Annotated in this window: 12 protein-coding genes; 3 read left to right on the top strand and 9 right to left on the bottom strand. The window is 68.5% G+C overall.

Features of this window, described 5'->3' with window-relative positions; all coding sequences use genetic code 11:
• Nucleotides 1-11 precede the first annotated feature (11 nt).
• Genes LZ586_RS04775 through LZ586_RS04765 form a run of 3 tightly spaced genes read left to right on the top strand, consistent with a single transcriptional unit; the run spans nucleotide 12 to nucleotide 8,016 of the window.
• Complete coding sequence (locus LZ586_RS04775; protein ID WP_235078525.1) at nucleotides 12-2,279, top strand: autotransporter assembly complex protein TamA; 2,268 nt, start codon at nucleotides 12-14, stop codon at nucleotides 2,277-2,279.
• The gene (locus tag LZ586_RS04770) at nucleotides 2,279-6,517 is read left to right on the top strand and encodes a translocation/assembly module TamB domain-containing protein (protein WP_413777315.1); all 4,239 of its coding nucleotides are present in this window, start codon (nucleotides 2,279-2,281) and stop codon (nucleotides 6,515-6,517) included. The genes LZ586_RS04775 and LZ586_RS04770 overlap by 1 nt, the downstream gene beginning before the upstream one ends.
• Before the next feature lie 38 nt (nucleotides 6,518-6,555).
• A complete protein-coding gene (locus LZ586_RS04765) occupies nucleotides 6,556-8,016 on the top strand; it encodes a flavin-containing monooxygenase (protein WP_235078524.1) in 1,461 nt (486 codons plus the stop codon).
• 13 nt (nucleotides 8,017-8,029) lie between these two features.
• Here the strand turns inward: LZ586_RS04765 and LZ586_RS04760 are convergent, their stop codons facing one another.
• The 9 genes from LZ586_RS04760 to LZ586_RS04720 all read right to left on the bottom strand — a co-directional run bounded on the left by LZ586_RS04760 (nucleotide 8,030) and on the right by LZ586_RS04720 (nucleotide 15,556).
• Nucleotides 8,030-9,247: a flavin monoamine oxidase family protein gene (locus tag LZ586_RS04760; protein WP_235078523.1), complete on the bottom strand. Its 1,218-nt coding sequence runs from the start codon at nucleotides 9,245-9,247 to the stop codon at nucleotides 8,030-8,032.
• Nucleotides 9,244-9,543, bottom strand: coding sequence for a hypothetical protein (locus LZ586_RS04755; RefSeq protein ID WP_235078522.1), 300 nt, complete (start codon nucleotides 9,541-9,543; stop codon nucleotides 9,244-9,246). Before LZ586_RS04755 ends, LZ586_RS04760 begins: the two co-directional genes overlap by 4 nt.
• Before the next feature lie 29 nt (nucleotides 9,544-9,572).
• Nucleotides 9,573-10,025, bottom strand: coding sequence for a MaoC family dehydratase (locus tag LZ586_RS04750; RefSeq protein WP_235078521.1), 453 nt, complete (start codon nucleotides 10,023-10,025; stop codon nucleotides 9,573-9,575).
• Nucleotides 10,025-10,510, bottom strand: coding sequence for a GNAT family N-acetyltransferase (locus tag LZ586_RS04745; protein WP_235078520.1), 486 nt, complete (start codon nucleotides 10,508-10,510; stop codon nucleotides 10,025-10,027). The genes LZ586_RS04750 and LZ586_RS04745 overlap by 1 nt, the downstream gene beginning before the upstream one ends.
• A gap of 89 nt (nucleotides 10,511-10,599) precedes the next feature.
• On the bottom strand, nucleotides 10,600-12,459 hold the full coding sequence (locus tag LZ586_RS04740; RefSeq protein ID WP_235078519.1) for an acetyl/propionyl/methylcrotonyl-CoA carboxylase subunit alpha: 1,860 nt from the start codon (nucleotides 12,457-12,459) through the stop codon (nucleotides 10,600-10,602).
• A gap of 232 nt (nucleotides 12,460-12,691) precedes the next feature.
• Entirely contained in the window at nucleotides 12,692-13,015 is a 324-nt protein-coding gene (locus LZ586_RS04735) for a DUF3088 family protein (protein WP_235078518.1), read from the bottom strand.
• A gap of 41 nt (nucleotides 13,016-13,056) precedes the next feature.
• The gene (locus LZ586_RS04730) at nucleotides 13,057-13,452 is read right to left on the bottom strand and encodes a hypothetical protein (protein WP_235078517.1); all 396 of its coding nucleotides are present in this window, start codon (nucleotides 13,450-13,452) and stop codon (nucleotides 13,057-13,059) included.
• An 8-nt stretch (nucleotides 13,453-13,460) separates the two neighbouring features.
• Nucleotides 13,461-13,844, bottom strand: coding sequence for an endonuclease domain-containing protein (locus LZ586_RS04725; RefSeq protein WP_235078516.1), 384 nt, complete (start codon nucleotides 13,842-13,844; stop codon nucleotides 13,461-13,463).
• A gap of 110 nt (nucleotides 13,845-13,954) precedes the next feature.
• Complete coding sequence (locus LZ586_RS04720) at nucleotides 13,955-15,556, bottom strand: carboxyl transferase domain-containing protein (RefSeq protein ID WP_235078515.1); 1,602 nt, start codon at nucleotides 15,554-15,556, stop codon at nucleotides 13,955-13,957.
• Nucleotides 15,557-15,608 lie beyond the last annotated feature (52 nt).

Genomic DNA, 15,608 nt, shown 5'->3' with positions numbered 1-15,608 from the left:
GCGGGAGCCAAATGGAAAATTACTTGTTACGGCATGCGGGAGGGCCGGGGTTACGCGGCTCGAGGAGGCGCGTGGTCAAAGGGGTGAAGGCAGTTTGGATTGCCGCGCTGGCAGGATCTGCATTCCTGCCGGGCGTGGCGTGCGCGCAGATCGGAACGCCGGCCACGGGGCAGGGCGCGCCGACTCCTGCGCCTGCCGCTACGCCTGCGCCATCGCCTTCGCCCGACAGCCAGGATGCGCGGTCCGGCACGACCGCGCCCACGGCCGGTTCCACGAGCGACGAGGAGATCCTTCCCGACGCCGAGTTCAACGCCGCACTTCCCTCGCTGAGCGGGGATATCAACGCGCCGCTCGAGTCGCTGGAAGGGTTCAAGGCGGGATCGACCGCCACGGCGCCGGCGACGCCCGCGCAGATAACCAACGATGTCGAGGAAAGCTTCGCCGCGCCGGTCGCCGAGTCGCCGGAGTTCGCCCAGCCGCTGCCTGCACTCTCCGAGTTCCGCGTCGAACCGGTCAAGATCGAGGGGCTGGAGGAAGAGAAGGCGGGCACGATCCGCTATACCACCGTGGTGCAGGGGCTCGACGATGTCGCCCTGACCGGCCAGTTCCGCTCGCTCTCCGCGCTCGAGCAAGGCGATGGCGAAGCGTCGAACGCCGCGATGATCTCGGCGCGTGCCCGCGAGGACGAGGCGCTGGCCGTCCGGCTGATGCATTCGCTTGGCTATTATGACGGCACCGCGGTGTCGACGATCGAGCAGACGCCGCGCAATTCGGGCCGGGTGCGCGCCACGATCAACGCGACGCCGGGCAAGCTGTACCGGCTGAGCAGCGTTCAGATCGAGGCCGGCCCCACGGTGCCGGTCGGGCTGGTCGATCGCGAGCTGAACCTCAACCCGGGCGATCCGATCGACGCGGTTCGGATCCAGGGAGCGGAGGCCAATGTCAGCCTGCGCCTGCCGCAGCAGGGCTATCCCTTCGCCAAGGTCGGGCAGCGCGACATCCTGCTCGACGAGGAAACCCATTTCGGCGATTACACGCTGCCCGTCGATGTCGGTCAGCGGGCGAGCTTCGGCGAGATCGTAACCGAGGGGCAACGCCAGGTGTTCGGCGTCGACCATATCGAGCTGCTCCGCCGCTATACGCCTGGCGACATCTACGACACGCGCAAGGTGGACGACCTGCGCCAGGCGCTGATCGCGACCAGCCTGTTCTCCACGGTATCGGTCGAGCCCGTTCGCACTGGCCAGCCAGGACCCGAGGGCACAGAGATCGTCAACCTGCTGGTGCGCCAGAATGCCGGCCGCGCGCGGACCCTGGCGGGCGAAGTGGGCTACAGCACCGGGCAGGGCCTGCGCGCCGAAGCGACCTGGACGCATCGCAACCTGTTCCCCGATGAAGGCGCGTTGATCGCCAGCGGCGTGCTCGGCACGCAGGAGCAGGGTGTCTCGGGCACCTTCCGCCGCTCCAATGCCGGGCAGCGCGACCGCACCTTCCAGGCGCAGGCGGCGGTCAATCATTCCGATTATGCCGCGTTCGAATCCTACACCGGCACGCTGTCGGTGCGCTGGTCGCGCGATTCAACGCCGATCTGGCAGAAGCGCTGGACCTATTTCTACGGCGCCGAGCTGGTGGGGTCGAACGAAGACCAGTATAACTTCAACCTGGGCGAGCGGGATCGCGGCACCTGGCTGATCGCGGCGCTGCCGACCTATCTCGGCTACGACACGTCCGACAATCTGCTCAACCCGACGCGCGGCTTCCGGATCAAGGGCAATGTCAGCCCCGAGACCTCGGTCCGCGGCGCGGCACGTCCTTATGCCCGGCTGATGGCCGAGGCGACCGGGTATTTCCCGGTGACGAACAGCGTCGTGCTGGCCGGCCGGGCGCGGGTGGGGTCGATCCCGGGTATCGCGCGCGACGACCTGCCCCCTTCGCGGCGCTATTATGCGGGCGGCGGCGGATCGGTTCGCGGCTTCGGCTATCAGGAACTGGGACCGCGCTCGCCGGACGACCGTCCGGTGGGCGGGCGCTCGCTGAACGAATTCGCGATCGAGGCGCGCTACCGCTTCGGCAATTTCGGCATCGTGCCGTTCGTCGACGCGGGCCAGGTCTATGAAGGCATCACCCCGACGCTGAAGGACATCCGGCTAGGGCTGGGCGTCGGCGCGCGCTATTACACCAATTTCGGACCGCTGCGGATCGACATCGCCACGCCGATGAACCGCAAGCCCAACGAGTCCAAGGTGGCGCTCTACATCTCGATCGGGCAGGCATTCTGATGGCGTCGGACGCACCCGAGATGGTCGAGCAGGACATGCCGATCCAGCATGTCGTGATCAAGCCGCCGCTCTGGCAGCGGGTGGCGAAGTGGACGGCGATCGTGGTCGGCGGCGTGGTGCTGCTGCTCGGGGCGCTGGTGCTGGGGGTGAATACCCAGCCCGGGCGCGACCTGCTGGTGAAGCAGATCAACAAATACACCATGGCGTCGGGCCTGAACTTCCAGGTCGGGCGGATCGAGGGCTCGCTATACGGCGCGATGGTGCTGCGCGACGTGCGAGTGCGCGATCCCAAGGGCGTGTTTGCCTCGGCCAACGAACTTGCCGTCGACTGGCGGCCGTTCAGCTACCTGCACAGCCAGATCGACGTGCGCAGCCTGACCAGCCCCGAGGTCCGCTTCCTGCGGCTCCCCGAGCTCAAGCAGACGCCGAGCGACCCCAACGCGCCGCTGCTGCCCGACATCAACCTCGACATCGGCCGGCTCGACATCGCGCGGATCGACGTGTCGCCTGCCGTTGACGGCCAGCGGCACATCGCGAGCCTGCGCGGCAGTGCGCATCTGGCGGACGGGCGCGCGCAGATCGACGCCGCGGCGGGCACGATCGCCGCACCCGGCTTGGCCGGCGGCGACCGGGTGACGCTCAAGCTCGACGCGGTGCCCGAACAGAACAAGCTCGACATCGACATGCGGCTCGATGCGCCGGCCAAGGGGCTGGTGGCGGGTCTGGCCGGGCTCGACCGGCCGGTGACCTTCACCGTCGGCGGCAAGGGGAGCTGGAAGGACTGGCGTGGCCGTGCCGTCGGGACGCTGGGCGGACGGCAGCTCGCCGACCTCAGCCTGATTGCGCAGAATGGCCGCTTCCAGTTGCGCGGGCCGACTTATCCCGGCGCCTATATGGAGGGTCCGGTCGAGCGCCTGGCCTCGCCGCAGCTGAACGTCGAAGCGGACGCAGTGCTTGCCGACCGCAAGGTGAACGGCACCTACAAATTCCGTTCGGACGCGCTGTCAGTCGAGGCCAAGGGGTTGATCGACCTGGGGCAGAACCGCTTCGGCAACTTCAACATCGACGCGCTGCTGCTCAAGCCCGGCTCGATCGCGCCGAACCTGAACGGACGCGAAGTGCGCGCGGCGCTGGCGCTGAACGGCGCGTTCGCGACGCCGGTGGTGGATTACAAGATCCGCGCCGCGCGGATCGGCTTCGGCGAGACCGTGGTCGAGCAGCTTTATGCCGAAGGACGTGCACGCGTCGATGCCGACCGCATCATGGTCCCTGTGCGCGCGCGCGCGGCGCGGGTGTTGGGGCTGAACGCCGCTGCCGGTGGGCTGGTCACCAACCTCAGCATCGCCGGCGACCTGGCGATCTCGGGCGACCAGATCCTGTCCGACAATCTGAAGCTGCGGTCCGATAGAGTCGACGCGACCGCGATCATTGCCGCCGACATGAGCGAAGGCCGCTATACCGGCGCGCTCAAGGGGCGGATCAACGACTACGAGATCAACGGTGTCGGCATCGTCAACCTCAAGACCGATGCCGAACTGTTTGCCGCCCCCGGGGGCGGCTGGGGAATTCGCGGGCAAGTCGCCGCGGAAACCAAGCGGATCACCAACGAGGCCGCGCGCAACTTCCTGGGTGGCAATGCCGTCGCCTCGGCGCGCGTGGCGTTGGGACCCACGGGCATCATCACGTTCGACAATGTCCGCCTGCGTGCGCCGCAGTTCCGCGTCACCAGCGGCTCCGGCCGCTATGACCCGCGCGGGCCGCTGCTGATCAACGCCAATGCCGTGTCGAGCCAATATGGGCCGCTGACCGCGCGGGTGAGCGGAACCTTGACCGCGCCCGAAGTGCTGCTGCGCATGCCGCGGCCGGGGCTTGGAGTCGGGCTGGCAAATCTGGAAGCGCGCGTGCGCGGGCGCGGCAACGCCTATGCCATCACCGCGACAGGCGGCACCAAATACGGACCGTTTGACGCCAACGTGCTGGTGCGTACCGGCGGGGCGCTGATGGTCGACATCCAGCAGGCGCATTTCGCGGGCATGGCGATCGCCGGCCAGGTCCAGCAGACCGCCGCGGGGCCTTTCGCCGGCCGAGTGACCTTCGAAGGATCGGGCATCGTCGGCAGTGCGCAACTCGCCAACCAGGCCGGCGTGCAGCGTGCCGATCTTCAGGCGCGCGCGCTCAACGCCGCCATTCCGGGCATGGATCAGTTCGCCATCGGCCGGGCGCTGGTCTCGGCGAGCGTCGTGCTGACCGACACGCCGCAGATCGTGGCGGACGCGCAGATCGCGAACCTGCGCAGCGGCCAGTTCGTGCTCCAGACGGCGCGTGCCAAGATCAACTATCAGGGCGGCAGCGGCACCGCGCAGCTGGTGGCCAATGGCTCCTCGGGGGTGCCGTTCCAGATCGCCGCCAACGCGCAGCTCTCGCCGCAGCAATGGCTGGTGGCGCTGCAAGGACAGGGTAGCGGCATCCGCTTCCGGACCGCGAGCCCGGCGCGGATCGCCGTTGGCGATGGCTATCGCCTGCTGCCGACGCGGATCGACTTCGATCAGGGCACGGTGCGCCTGGCGGGCAGCTATGGCAACGGCATGGTCGTACAGGCGCGGCTCGACCGGTTGGATCTCGCGGTCGTGAACGGCTTTGTGCCGGGCCTCGGCCTGGGCGGCACCGCCACCGGCAGCCTGGACTTCGCCCAGACGACGCCGAACGCATTCCCGACGGCCGATGCGCGAATCCGCGTCGACGAATTCACGCGCTCGAGCCTGGCGACGGTGTCGACTCCGGTGGACTTCGACTTCGTCGGCAAGCTGCTGCCCGATGGGGGCGACGCCCGCGCGATCATCAAGCGCGGCACCACCACGATCGGTCGGCTCGTCGCGACGATGCGGCCGCTAGGGCCCGGCGCCGGCAGCTGGATGGAGCGGCTGACGGCAGCGCCCTTGTCGGGCGGTGTGCGCTACAACGGGCCCGCCGCGGTGCCCTTCTCGCTCGCTGGGCTGCCCAACCAGCAGCTCACCGGCGCGATGGGCTTCGCCGCCGACTTCTCCGGGCGGGTGAATGCGCCGCAGCTGACCGGCGTCGTGCGCGCCGACGACCTGATCTATACCAACGAGACCTATGGCACCCGCCTGACCAACATGAAGATCGACGGGCGCTTCTCGAATGACGCGCTGATCCTGAACAGCCTGAGCGCGCGGGCCGGCGACGGCACAGTGACGGCGCAGGGCCGGGTCGGCCTGTCGTCGGCAAGCGGCTATCCCATCGAACTCACCGCCGATCTCAACAACGCGCAATTGGCGCGCAGCGAGGCGCTGGGGGCGACTGCGACCGGGCGGCTCACCGTCACCAAGAACGCGCAGGTTTCGAAGATCGAGGGCAATCTAACGATCCCCGAGGCGCGCTACGAGATCATTCGCCAGGGCGCCGCCGAAGTGCCCGAGCTCACCGGTATCCGCCGGCGCAGCCAGCTTGCGGCGAACGGCAATGGGCGTGGCCAGCAGGCGCAACCGTCCCAGGCGGCGGGCACGTTCGACCTCAACATCCGGGTGCGGGCCGACAACCGGCTGTTCGTCTCCGGCATGGGGCTTGAGTCTGAATGGAGCGCGCGAATCAACGTCGGCGGCACCAGCGCGGCACCACAGGTACGCGGCCAGCTGGAGATCGTGCGGGGTACCTACAGCTTCGCCAGCCGGCGGTTCGAGGTCGAGCGCGGCACGATCACCTTCCAGGGCAATCAGCTGACCAACCCGACGATCGACATCTCGGCGAGCACGACAGCCGAGGGGATCACCGCGACGCTGAACGTGTCGGGGACCGCCCAGCAGCCGCAGATCGCCTTCACCTCGTCGCCTAATCTGCCGCAGGAGGAAGTGCTCGCGCGGCTGTTCTTCGGCACCAATGTGACGAACCTGTCGGCGACCGAGGCGATCCAGCTGGCCGCGGCGGTGAATTCGCTGCGGGGCTCCGGCGGGGGCGGGCTCAACCCGCTCGGCACGCTCAAGTCGGCGACGGGTATCGACCGGCTGCGCATCCTGGGCGCTGACGAGAATAGCGGGCGGGGTACCTCGCTGGCGGCGGGCAAGTACATCACCGATGACATCTATATCGAGATCATCACCGATGCGCGCGGCTTCACCGCCACCCAGCTCGAGATCGCGCTCAGCCGTGCGCTCAGCCTGTTGTCGCAGACGGGGTCGTTCGGCGGATCGAGCGTGAGCCTGCGCTACTCGCGCGATTATTGAACCGGGCAGCGCAGATACCCTTGCCGGGGGAAGGTGCGATGGCTGAGCATTTTGATGTGGTGGTGGTCGGCGCCGGGCTTTCGGGCATCGGCGCGGGCTATCATCTGCAGGCGAACAGCCCCGAGCGCAGCTATGTGATCCTGGAAGGCCGCGAGCGGCTGGGCGGGACCTGGGACCTGTTCCGCTATCCCGGCATCCGTTCGGATTCCGACATGCACACGCTGGGCTTTTCCTTCCGCCCCTGGACCGGGGACAAGGCGATCGCCGACGGGCCGTCGATCCTGCGCTATCTGGAAGACACGGCGCGCGAGTTCGGTATCGACCGGCACATTCGCTTTGGCCAGCGCGTGACGCATGCCAGCTGGTCGAGCGCGGATGCGCAGTGGGCACTGACCGTAGCGGCAGGAGGCGAAGAGCGGCGTCTGACCTGCTCGTTCCTGCTGATGTGCAGCGGCTATTACGACTATGAGCGGGCGCATATGCCCGCTTATCCAGGGGTGGAGGCGTTTCGCGGCGCTGTGGTGCATCCGCAATTCTGGCGCGAGCGGATCGACTATTCCGGCAAACGGGTGGTGGTCATCGGCAGTGGGGCGACCGCCGTCACGCTGGTGCCGGAACTCGCCAAGCAGGCGGCGCATGTCACGATGCTGCAGCGGTCGCCGACCTACATCGTCGCGCAGCCCGCACGGGACCGGATTGCGAACTGGCTGCGGCGCTGGCTGCCGGCGAACGCCGCGTACGGCGCCGCGCGGTGGAAGAACGTGGCGGTACAGCAATTCTACTACCGCATCATGCGGCGGCACCCGGCCAAGGCGAAGGCGCGGCTGATCGAGATGGTGCAGGGCGAACTTGGCCCCGACTTCGACGTCGCGACGCATTTCACGCCGCGCTACGATCCGTGGGACCAGCGGCTGTGCCTTGTGCCCGACGGCGACTTGTTCGCGGCGATCCGCAGCGGCAAGGCCGAGGTGGTGACCGACACGATCGACCGGTTCACGCCCACCGGCATCCGACTGGCATCGGGCCGGGAGCTGGAAGCCGATCTGGTGGTGAGTGCGACCGGGTTGAACATCCAGCTGTTCGGCGGAATGGCGGTGTCGATCGATGGGGTGCCGTTCGAGCCTGCCCGGCACCTGACCTACAAGGGGATGATGTTCGCCGATGTACCCAATCTGGCGATCGCGTTCGGCTATACCAATGCGAGCTGGACGCTGAAGGCGGACCTGACCGCCAAGTACGTCACGCGCCTGCTCAACGCGATGCGCAAGCGCGGGATGCGGCAGGTGACGCCGCGGGTGGCCGGCGCAGTCGAGGAGATGCCGTTCCTCGATTTCACCTCGGGCTATGTCCAGCGCGCCGCCGCTGCGCTGCCGCGCCAGGGAAACCGCGCGCCGTGGCGGCTTCACCAGAACTATGCCCGCGATCTGTTGTCACTGAAGTTCGGTTCGATCGACGACGAGATGGAGTTCTCCAATCCCGCGCGGCACGAGGCCGGCTGAGCGGGGTCGGACCCTAACCGATCAGTGCATGCGCGGCGTCGACTCCGGTCTTGTAGGCGCCGTGGGCAGTGGAGAATTCGGTGGGGGAGCAGGCTTCTCCGGCGAAGCGGATGCGGGCGTCGACCGGGGTGGCCAGCACCTGCCGCATCGTGGCGCGGCCGGGCAGGGCGTGGCTGTAGCCGCCCAGGATATGCGGGTCCTTGCCCCAGGCGGAGCCCGCCACGAGGCGCAGCCGGCGACGCCAGCCGGTGCCGAGCAAGGCGCAGAGTTCGTCGATGGCGAATGCCGCAGCGCCGCCCAGCCCCTCGGCCTCCATCGCCCGTGCGCCTTCGCCACCGAACATCGCCTCGATCACCGGTCGGCCGAATGGGCACAGCGTATAGGTGGCAGTGACGGGCGAGCGCGGGTTGCCGAGGAGATGGGCGTCGGCTTCGAGTTCGGCGGCGCCGTCCACCGCGAGGAAAAGCTTGTCGGCGAGGCCGAGCGGGAGGCAGGCGGCGGCGTGCAGCACGTCGTCGAAGCGCGGATCGAAGCCGATCGCTCCGGCGGCGAGGACGTTGGTGGAGGTGGTGACGATCGCCGCGTCGGCGGTCAGGGCGCCGCGCGGGGTGTCGATCCGCAACACCTTGGCGCTGGCGCCGATGCGAGTCACCGGCGTACCGAGCGCGACACGGCCACCCACGGCGTGGCGGGCGACAAGCGCGCCATAGCCTTCGGCCACGCGCCAGTCAGTCGCCGTCGCGGCATCGTCATAGGCCAGGTAGTCGGCGATCGAGACTTGCGAACTGCCGGCGCCGTTGATGTAGCCGCTGATCGCGTCGAGATAGCCGTTCCACGCGCAGCCCGGCTCCAGCGCATCTCCGGCGCGGTCACTGGCCGGGGAGACTTCCCGCATGCGGCGGTCGAAAGCGGCATAGGCGGCGATGGCCGCCGCCTTGTCGTCGGGGGAGAAGCCCAGGTCGCGCCACTGCTCGTACCAGCGGGGCAGGGTACGGTCGACGGTGAAGCCCTCCGCCTCGGCGATGGCGACCCAGGGGTTGTGCTCGGCAGAATGCAGCCAGCCGGCGCCGAGGTCGAGCGGTCCCCCATGAGTCCAGACGGTGTGGGCGCGGCCGCCCAGGCGGTCCTTGGCCTCGAGCAGCAGCGCGTCCTGGCCGGCATCGACGAGGGTGCGCAGCGCGGCGACGCCCGCGGCACCGCCGCCGACGACCGCGACCCCGACGTGAGTCACTGGCCCGGTATCGGCTTCGGCTCGGCGGCGCCGGCGGCGGAAAGGTGCTTGGCCTCTTCCTGGGCGCGGAGCGAGGCGGCGTCTCCTGCGACTGCCGGGCTGGCCGGATTGCTGGGCGTTGCGGTCTGCGCGACGCGGGTGGCGTCGGGGGCGCTTTGCGCGGCGCTCAGCCCGCCCAAGCCGCCACCGGCCGCACCGTCCTGCAACGGCTCGTCGGCGGTAAGCTGGTGCGCGGCGGTGGTTTCCTCGCGCAGCTCAGGGGTCTCGTTCAGGGGGGCGCGGTTGGGTTCGGTCATGGCATATCTCCTTGGACCTCCAACGCCGCTCAGGCCGGGCGGCTCCGCAGCAGCGCCGAGCGGAGGCATTCGCAGACCAGTTCGCCGCGCTGGTTGAGCATCCGGTGCTTCCAGGTGACGATGCCCTGGCCGGGGCGCGACTTGCTGGGGCGCAGCTCGACGACTTCGCTCTCGGCATGGAGCGTATCGCCGAGGAACACCGGCGCGGGCATGCGTAGCGCATCATAACCGAGATTGGCGACGAGCGTGCCGGCGGTGGTGTCGCCGACGGTGATGCCGACCATCAGGCTGAAGGTGAAGGTGCCGTTGACCAGGATCCGGCCGAACTCCGAGGCGCGCGCTGCTTCGGCATCGATGTGCAGCGGCTGGGTGTTGTGCGTGAGGGTGGAGAAAAGGAGATTGTCGGTCTCGGTCACGGTGCGGCGCAGATCGTGGTGGACGGTGTCGCCGACCTGCCATTCATCGTAAAAGCGGCCGGGCATCACTGCGCCTCCCGTAGTTTGAGTTTGAAGCCGGTATGGCTCTTTGCCCAGCCGAGCCGTTCGTAGAAGCGGTGCGCGTCGATGCGCGGGTTGGACGAGGTGAGCTGCACCAGGAAGCAGTCGCGCTCGCGGCAGCGCTCGACCGCCCAGGCGATGAGCTGCTCGCCATAACGGCGGCCGCGCTGGTCGCCGGCGATCCGCACCGCCTCGATCTGTCCGCGCCAGGCCCCGCGGAAGGAGAGACCGGGGAGGAAGCTGAGCTGGAGCGTGCCGATCACGCGCCCGTCCAGCTCGGCGGCGACGAGCAACTGGTTGGGATCGGAGTCGATCGTGTCGAACGCCGCGCGGTAGCGGGGATCGGCGGGATCGGTCTCGCGATCGTCGGGGATCGTATCCTGGGCGAGGAGCGCGAGGATGGCGGGGAGGTCCTCGGCGGTTGCCGCGCGGATCGTGAGGGGGCCTGCCGCTGGTAATGGGTCTGTCATCGCAACCTTCCTGTTCCCGGCGAAGGCGTGCCCAGCCTCCCGCCGCTCGCACCTGGGCCCCGGCCTTCGCCGGGGAACCGATGCTTCGGCTATGGGTGCTGGTCTATCTTCACCAGCAGCGTGCCTTCGCTGACTTGCCCGCCCGCCTGGGCGTTCAGCTCGGCGACCACGCCGTCGAACGGCGCGACCAGGCTGTGCTCCATCTTCATCGCTTCCAGCGTGACGAGGCGCTGGCCCTTGGTGACGCTGGCGCCGGACGCGACCTCGACCGCAGTGATCCGGCCGGGCATCGGCGCCAGCAGCGCGCCGTCGGCGGCGGCACCGGCACCGCCGCTGCCGCGTGGATGGTGCAGGCGATAGCCGCGGGCCTCGCCCAGGAAGAAGCTGACCACTTCTTCCTGCGCTTCGCCATCGTCCGGTGCGGCATCTTCGACGATGTGGACGCCGCCGGTGTCGTCGACCAGGCGAATCTCGCTTCGCGGCGCGGCATTGGCCCGGAAGCCCAGAGCGGCGCTCCAGACGCCGGTGGCCGGGCGTGCGGCCAATGCCGAGGCCACCTCACGCAGATGCTCCGCTTCGGGTTCGGGCGGCACGGTAAGCGCTTCGCCGCGACGCTCGATGAGGCCCGTGTCGAGGTCGCCGCGCTGGAAGTCCTCGTCCAGGCAGATCCGCGCCAGGAACCCGGCATTGGTCCGCACCGGCCAGACCTCTACGTCAGTGGTCGCTTCCCACAAGGCTTCGATCGCGCCTATGCGGTCGGCGGCATGGACGATGATCTTGGCGATCATCGGATCGTAGAAAGCCGAGACGGCGCCGCCTTCTTCCACGCCGGTTTCTACCCGCGCAGATTCGGGGAGCCGCAAATGCTCGAGCGGGCCGATGCTGGGCAGGAAGCCGGTGGCCGGGTTTTCGGCATAGAGCCGCGCTTCCATCGCCCAGCCGGTGATGCCGAGTTCGTCCTGCCGCCTGGGCAGCGGCTCGCCGCTGGCGACGCGGAGTTGCCATTCGACCAGATCCTGGCCGGTGATCTCCTCGGTCACCGGATGCTCGACCTGGAGCCGGGTGTTCATTTCCATGAACCAGATGCGATCGGCGCGCAGCCCTTCGGAAGCGTCGGCGATGAACTCGATCGTGCCGGCGCCGACATAATCGACCGCCTGGGCGGCGCGGACCGCCGCGGCGCAGATCGCCTCGCGCGTGGCCGGGTCCATGCCGGGGGCGGGGGCTTCCTCGATCACCTTCTGGTGGCGGCGCTGGAGCGAGCAGTCGCGCTCGAACAGGTGGACGACATTGCCATGCGTGTCGCCGAACACCTGAACCTCGATATGGCGGGGGCTGAGGATGTATTTTTCCAGCAGCACGCGATCGTCGCCGAACGAAGAGGCGGCCTCGCGCTGGCAGGAGGCGAGAAGGTCGGCGAAATCCGCGGCGTCGTCGACGCGGCGCATGCCCTTGCCGCCGCCCCCGGCAACCGCCTTGATCAGCACGGGATAGCCGATCGCATCGGCTTCGGCCTGGAGGCGCGCGGGCGACTGGTCTTCGCCGAGATAGCCGGGGGTGACCGGAACGCCGGCGGCGATCATCCGCGACTTGGCGGCGTCCTTGAGCCCCATCGCGCGGATGCTGTCCGGATCGGGGCCGACCCAGATCAGGCCGGCATCGCGCACCGCCTGCGCGAAATCGGCGTTTTCGGAGAGGAAGCCATAGCCGGGATGGATCGCCTGCGCGCCGGTCTGCAGCGCGGCGGCGATGATCTTGTCGCCGACGAGATAGCTTTCGCGCACCGGAGAGGGGCCGATATGCACGGCTTCATCGGCCTGGCGAACGTGGAGCGCCTGGGCGTCGGCGTCCGAATAGACGGCAACCGTGCGGACGCCCGTCGCCCGGGCGGTGCGGATGATGCGGCAGGCGATCTCGCCGCGATTCGCGATCAGCAGCGACGCGATCATCGTGAACCAACCTTTTGGTTGGATGTGAAGTTGTGGAAGTTGCACTTTGAAAACGGCGCATTTCCTGGCGAAAGCGTTTCGCAGGGGCCCTGCGGTGCCGCGGTGAAGTTGATGAAGTTGCGGTCCGTGCGGGGTTTGCGAACTTCGCAAGGGCGCGATGGCGGTCGGCACAGGGGGGCGGGGAGCAGCTTCATGGTGGCGGAGTGAACCATGCGAAATCCTATTTTGGAAGTCATGGATGGCGCTCCGGAAAGCCGTGGCGTTCGTGGAGCGCGCGCAGCAGGCCGGGCATGTCGTTTGCGAAGGCGGTGCTGCCGTCGGAAAGCGTCCAGGCAAGTGCGGGAAGGTTCTGATTGGCCTCGCCAAGAACCTCGACCACCGCGGCGCGCGGGCGTGGCCAGGCGACGCGGCTGATGTCGAGGTTGGCGGCGCGATCGGGGAAGGCGGCCAGCAGGCCTTCGACGGTCATGCAATCCTGGCAGTAGAAGCGCCGATCCCCGCCATAAGCGGGATCGGCCCAGTCGCTGTCGAGCAGGAACAGGCGGTCCTTGGTCATCGGCTCTTTCCGGGAGTGGGGCGGGGCATGGCGTCAGGCCCTCAGCATGCCACGCCGGCATCGCCGCGCAGGGTGACGCTGGCCTTGCCGCTGGTCACGCGAAGCGCGGCTGGCCAGCCGGCGCCGTCGCTTTCGGGGAAGCTGCGCGTGCGGCCGGTCTGGCGCAGCTGCAGCGCGCGGTTGCCGCAGGTGAGCGGGCGCTTGCCGCCGGTGAAGGCGTCGAGCCCCGCCTGGTCGAACCGGCAGAGCGCGAACCCCTGCGGCGTACGGATCATGAGGTCGCGGCCGATCGCCTGGAGCAGAGTCGCGTTGCCCCGGCTGAAGGTGAAGGTGCAGCCGGTTTCCTGAGTGCGGTCGAGGTCGGCCTCGGTGAGCGGGTGGAGGGGGGTGTCTGCCGTGGCGGGGATGGCGAGGGCGAGCGGCAAAGCGAGGAGCATGGGCATCCTTACAATACCTCCCCGGAACGGGGAGGGGGACCGCCGGCCGCAGGCCGGGGGTGGAGGGGCGCCCGATCGCGGCAGGCGGTCACGATCGTGGTGATTACTGCAGACAGATCCGACAGCACTTCGCGAGCGGGGACGCGCAGCGTGGCGAAGCCGTGTTCGGCAACGGCCACGTCACGGATGATATCGGCAGCGGGGCGATCTCCGCGCGCGTGGTGCTCGCCATCAACCTCTACGCAAAGACGCGCCTCAAGGCAGGCAAAGTCCAGCGAATAGGCGCCGAGTGGATGCTGGCGCCTGAACTTGAAGCCCTCCGGTCGCTTGCGGAGCTCGCGCCAGAGAACCACCTCCGGGACGTTGCCCGACCTGCGCTCACGGCGGGCCATCCGAATGGTTCTCGACGGCGCGCCGAAGGGCGAGGGGCGGGCCCCTCCACCACCCGGCTGTGCCGGGCGGTCCCCCTCCCCGTTCCGGGGAGGTATTGCTTTGTGCTCCCTCACATCCGGAACACGCCGAACTGCGGGCGCTCCGTGATCGGCGCGTTCAGCGTGGCTGCCAGTGCCAGGCCGAGCACATCGCGGGTCTGGGCGGGGTCGATGATGCCGTCGTCCCACAGCCGCGCAGTGGCGTGCCAGGGATTGCCTTCGTCTTCATATTTCGCGCGGATCGGCGCCTTGAAGGCTTCGGCTTCCTGGTCGCTCCATTTGTCGGCGTCGCGGTGGACCGTGGCGAGGACGCTGGCGGCCTGTTCGCCGCCCATCACGCTGATCCGGCTGTTGGGCCAGCTGAACAGGAAGCGCGGCGAATAGGCCCGGCCGCACATGCCGTAATTGCCCGCGCCGAAGCTGCCGCCGATCAACACGGTGAGCTTGGGCACGGTCGCGGTGGCGACGGCGGTGACTAGCTTTGCGCCATGTTTCGCAATGCCTTCGGCTTCGTATTTGCCGCCGACCATGAAGCCGGAGATGTTCTGGAGGAAGAGCAAGGGGATCCGACGCTGGCAGGCGAGCTCGATGAAATGCGCACCCTTTTGCGCGCTCTCGCTGAACAGCACGCCGTTGTTCGCCAGGATGGCGACAGGCATGCCCCAGATATGCGCGAAGCCGCAGACCAGGCTGCTGCCGTAGAGCGCCTTGAACTCGTGGAATTCGGAACCGTCGACGATGCGGGCGATGACTTCGTGGACGTCATAGGGCGCGCGGACGTCCTGGGGGACGATGCCGTAGAGCTCCTGCGGATCGTGCCGGGGCGGGCGCGGATCGACCAGCGCGATGTCGGGAGTGCGATCGGCGGGCAAGTGGCTGACGATGTCGCGGACGATGGTCAGCGCATGTTCGTCATTCTCGGCGAGATGATCGACTACGCCGGACTTGCGCGCATGCAAGTCGCCGCCGCCCAGATCCTCCGCCGAGATCACTTCGCCGGTCGCGGCCTGGACCAGGGGCGGGCCGGCGAGGAAGATCGTGCCCTGGTTGCGGACGATGATGCTTTCGTCGGACATTGCCGGGACATAGGCGCCGCCCGCGGTGCAGCTGCCCATCACGCAGGCGATCTGCGGGATGCCGAGCGCGGACATAGTGGCCTGGTTGAAGAAGATCCGGCCGAAATGGTCGCGGTCGGGGAAGACCTCGGCCTGGTGGGGCAAATTGGCGCCGCCGCTGTCGACCAGATAGATGCAGGGGAGGCGGTTCTCCTGCGCGATTTCCTGCGCGCGGAGGTGCTTCTTGACGGTGAGCGGGTAATAGGTTCCGCCCTTCACGGTCGCGTCGTTGCACACGATCATCACCATCCGGCCCGAGACGCGGCCGATCCCGGCGATGAGGCCGGCGCCGGGGACTTCGCCTTCATACAGGCCGTTGGCGGCGAGCTGGCCGATTTCGAGGAAGGGCGCGCCGGGATCGAGCAGCCGCTCGACCCGCTCGCGCGGGAGGAGCTTGCCGCGTGCAGTGTGGCGGTCGCGCGCGCTGTCGCTGCCGCCCAGCGCCGCACGCGCGACATCGGCGCGCAGCCGCTCGGCCAGTGCGCGATTGTGCGCGGCATTGGCGCGGAACGCCTCGCCGTCGATCGTGACCTTGGTGTCGAGCACCGGGGCGCTCATGCATCCTCCCTCATTGGCCTTGTTCTTTGGAACCAGCCCTAGACGCGGCGAA

This window comes from Sphingomonas sp. S2-65, from assembly GCF_021513175.1.
Taxonomy (GTDB): Bacteria; Pseudomonadota; Alphaproteobacteria; order Sphingomonadales; family Sphingomonadaceae; genus Sphingomonas.
Note: the sequence above shows the minus strand (reverse complement) of the source record. Positions and strands in the feature narration are given on the sequence as shown.

Coding starts and splice junctions, on each gene's coding strand:
- LZ586_RS04770 (WP_413777315.1), top strand. CDS start 2,279: ATGGCGTCGGACGCACCCGAGATGGTCGAGCAGGACATGCCGATCCAG.
- LZ586_RS04725 (WP_235078516.1), bottom strand. CDS start 13,844: ATGGCCCGCCGTGAGCGCAGGTCGGGCAACGTCCCGGAGGTGGTTCTC.
- LZ586_RS04765 (WP_235078524.1), top strand. CDS start 6,556: ATGGCTGAGCATTTTGATGTGGTGGTGGTCGGCGCCGGGCTTTCGGGC.
- LZ586_RS04750 (WP_235078521.1), bottom strand. CDS start 10,025: ATGCCCGGCCGCTTTTACGATGAATGGCAGGTCGGCGACACCGTCCAC.
- LZ586_RS04755 (WP_235078522.1), bottom strand. CDS start 9,543: ATGACCGAACCCAACCGCGCCCCCCTGAACGAGACCCCTGAGCTGCGC.
- LZ586_RS04775 (WP_235078525.1), top strand. CDS start 12: ATGGAAAATTACTTGTTACGGCATGCGGGAGGGCCGGGGTTACGCGGC.
- LZ586_RS04735 (WP_235078518.1), bottom strand. CDS start 13,015: ATGACCAAGGACCGCCTGTTCCTGCTCGACAGCGACTGGGCCGATCCC.
- LZ586_RS04720 (WP_235078515.1), bottom strand. CDS start 15,556: ATGAGCGCCCCGGTGCTCGACACCAAGGTCACGATCGACGGCGAGGCG.
- LZ586_RS04730 (WP_235078517.1), bottom strand. CDS start 13,452: ATGCTCCTCGCTTTGCCGCTCGCCCTCGCCATCCCCGCCACGGCAGAC.
- LZ586_RS04745 (WP_235078520.1), bottom strand. CDS start 10,510: ATGACAGACCCATTACCAGCGGCAGGCCCCCTCACGATCCGCGCGGCA.
- LZ586_RS04740 (WP_235078519.1), bottom strand. CDS start 12,459: ATGATCGCGTCGCTGCTGATCGCGAATCGCGGCGAGATCGCCTGCCGC.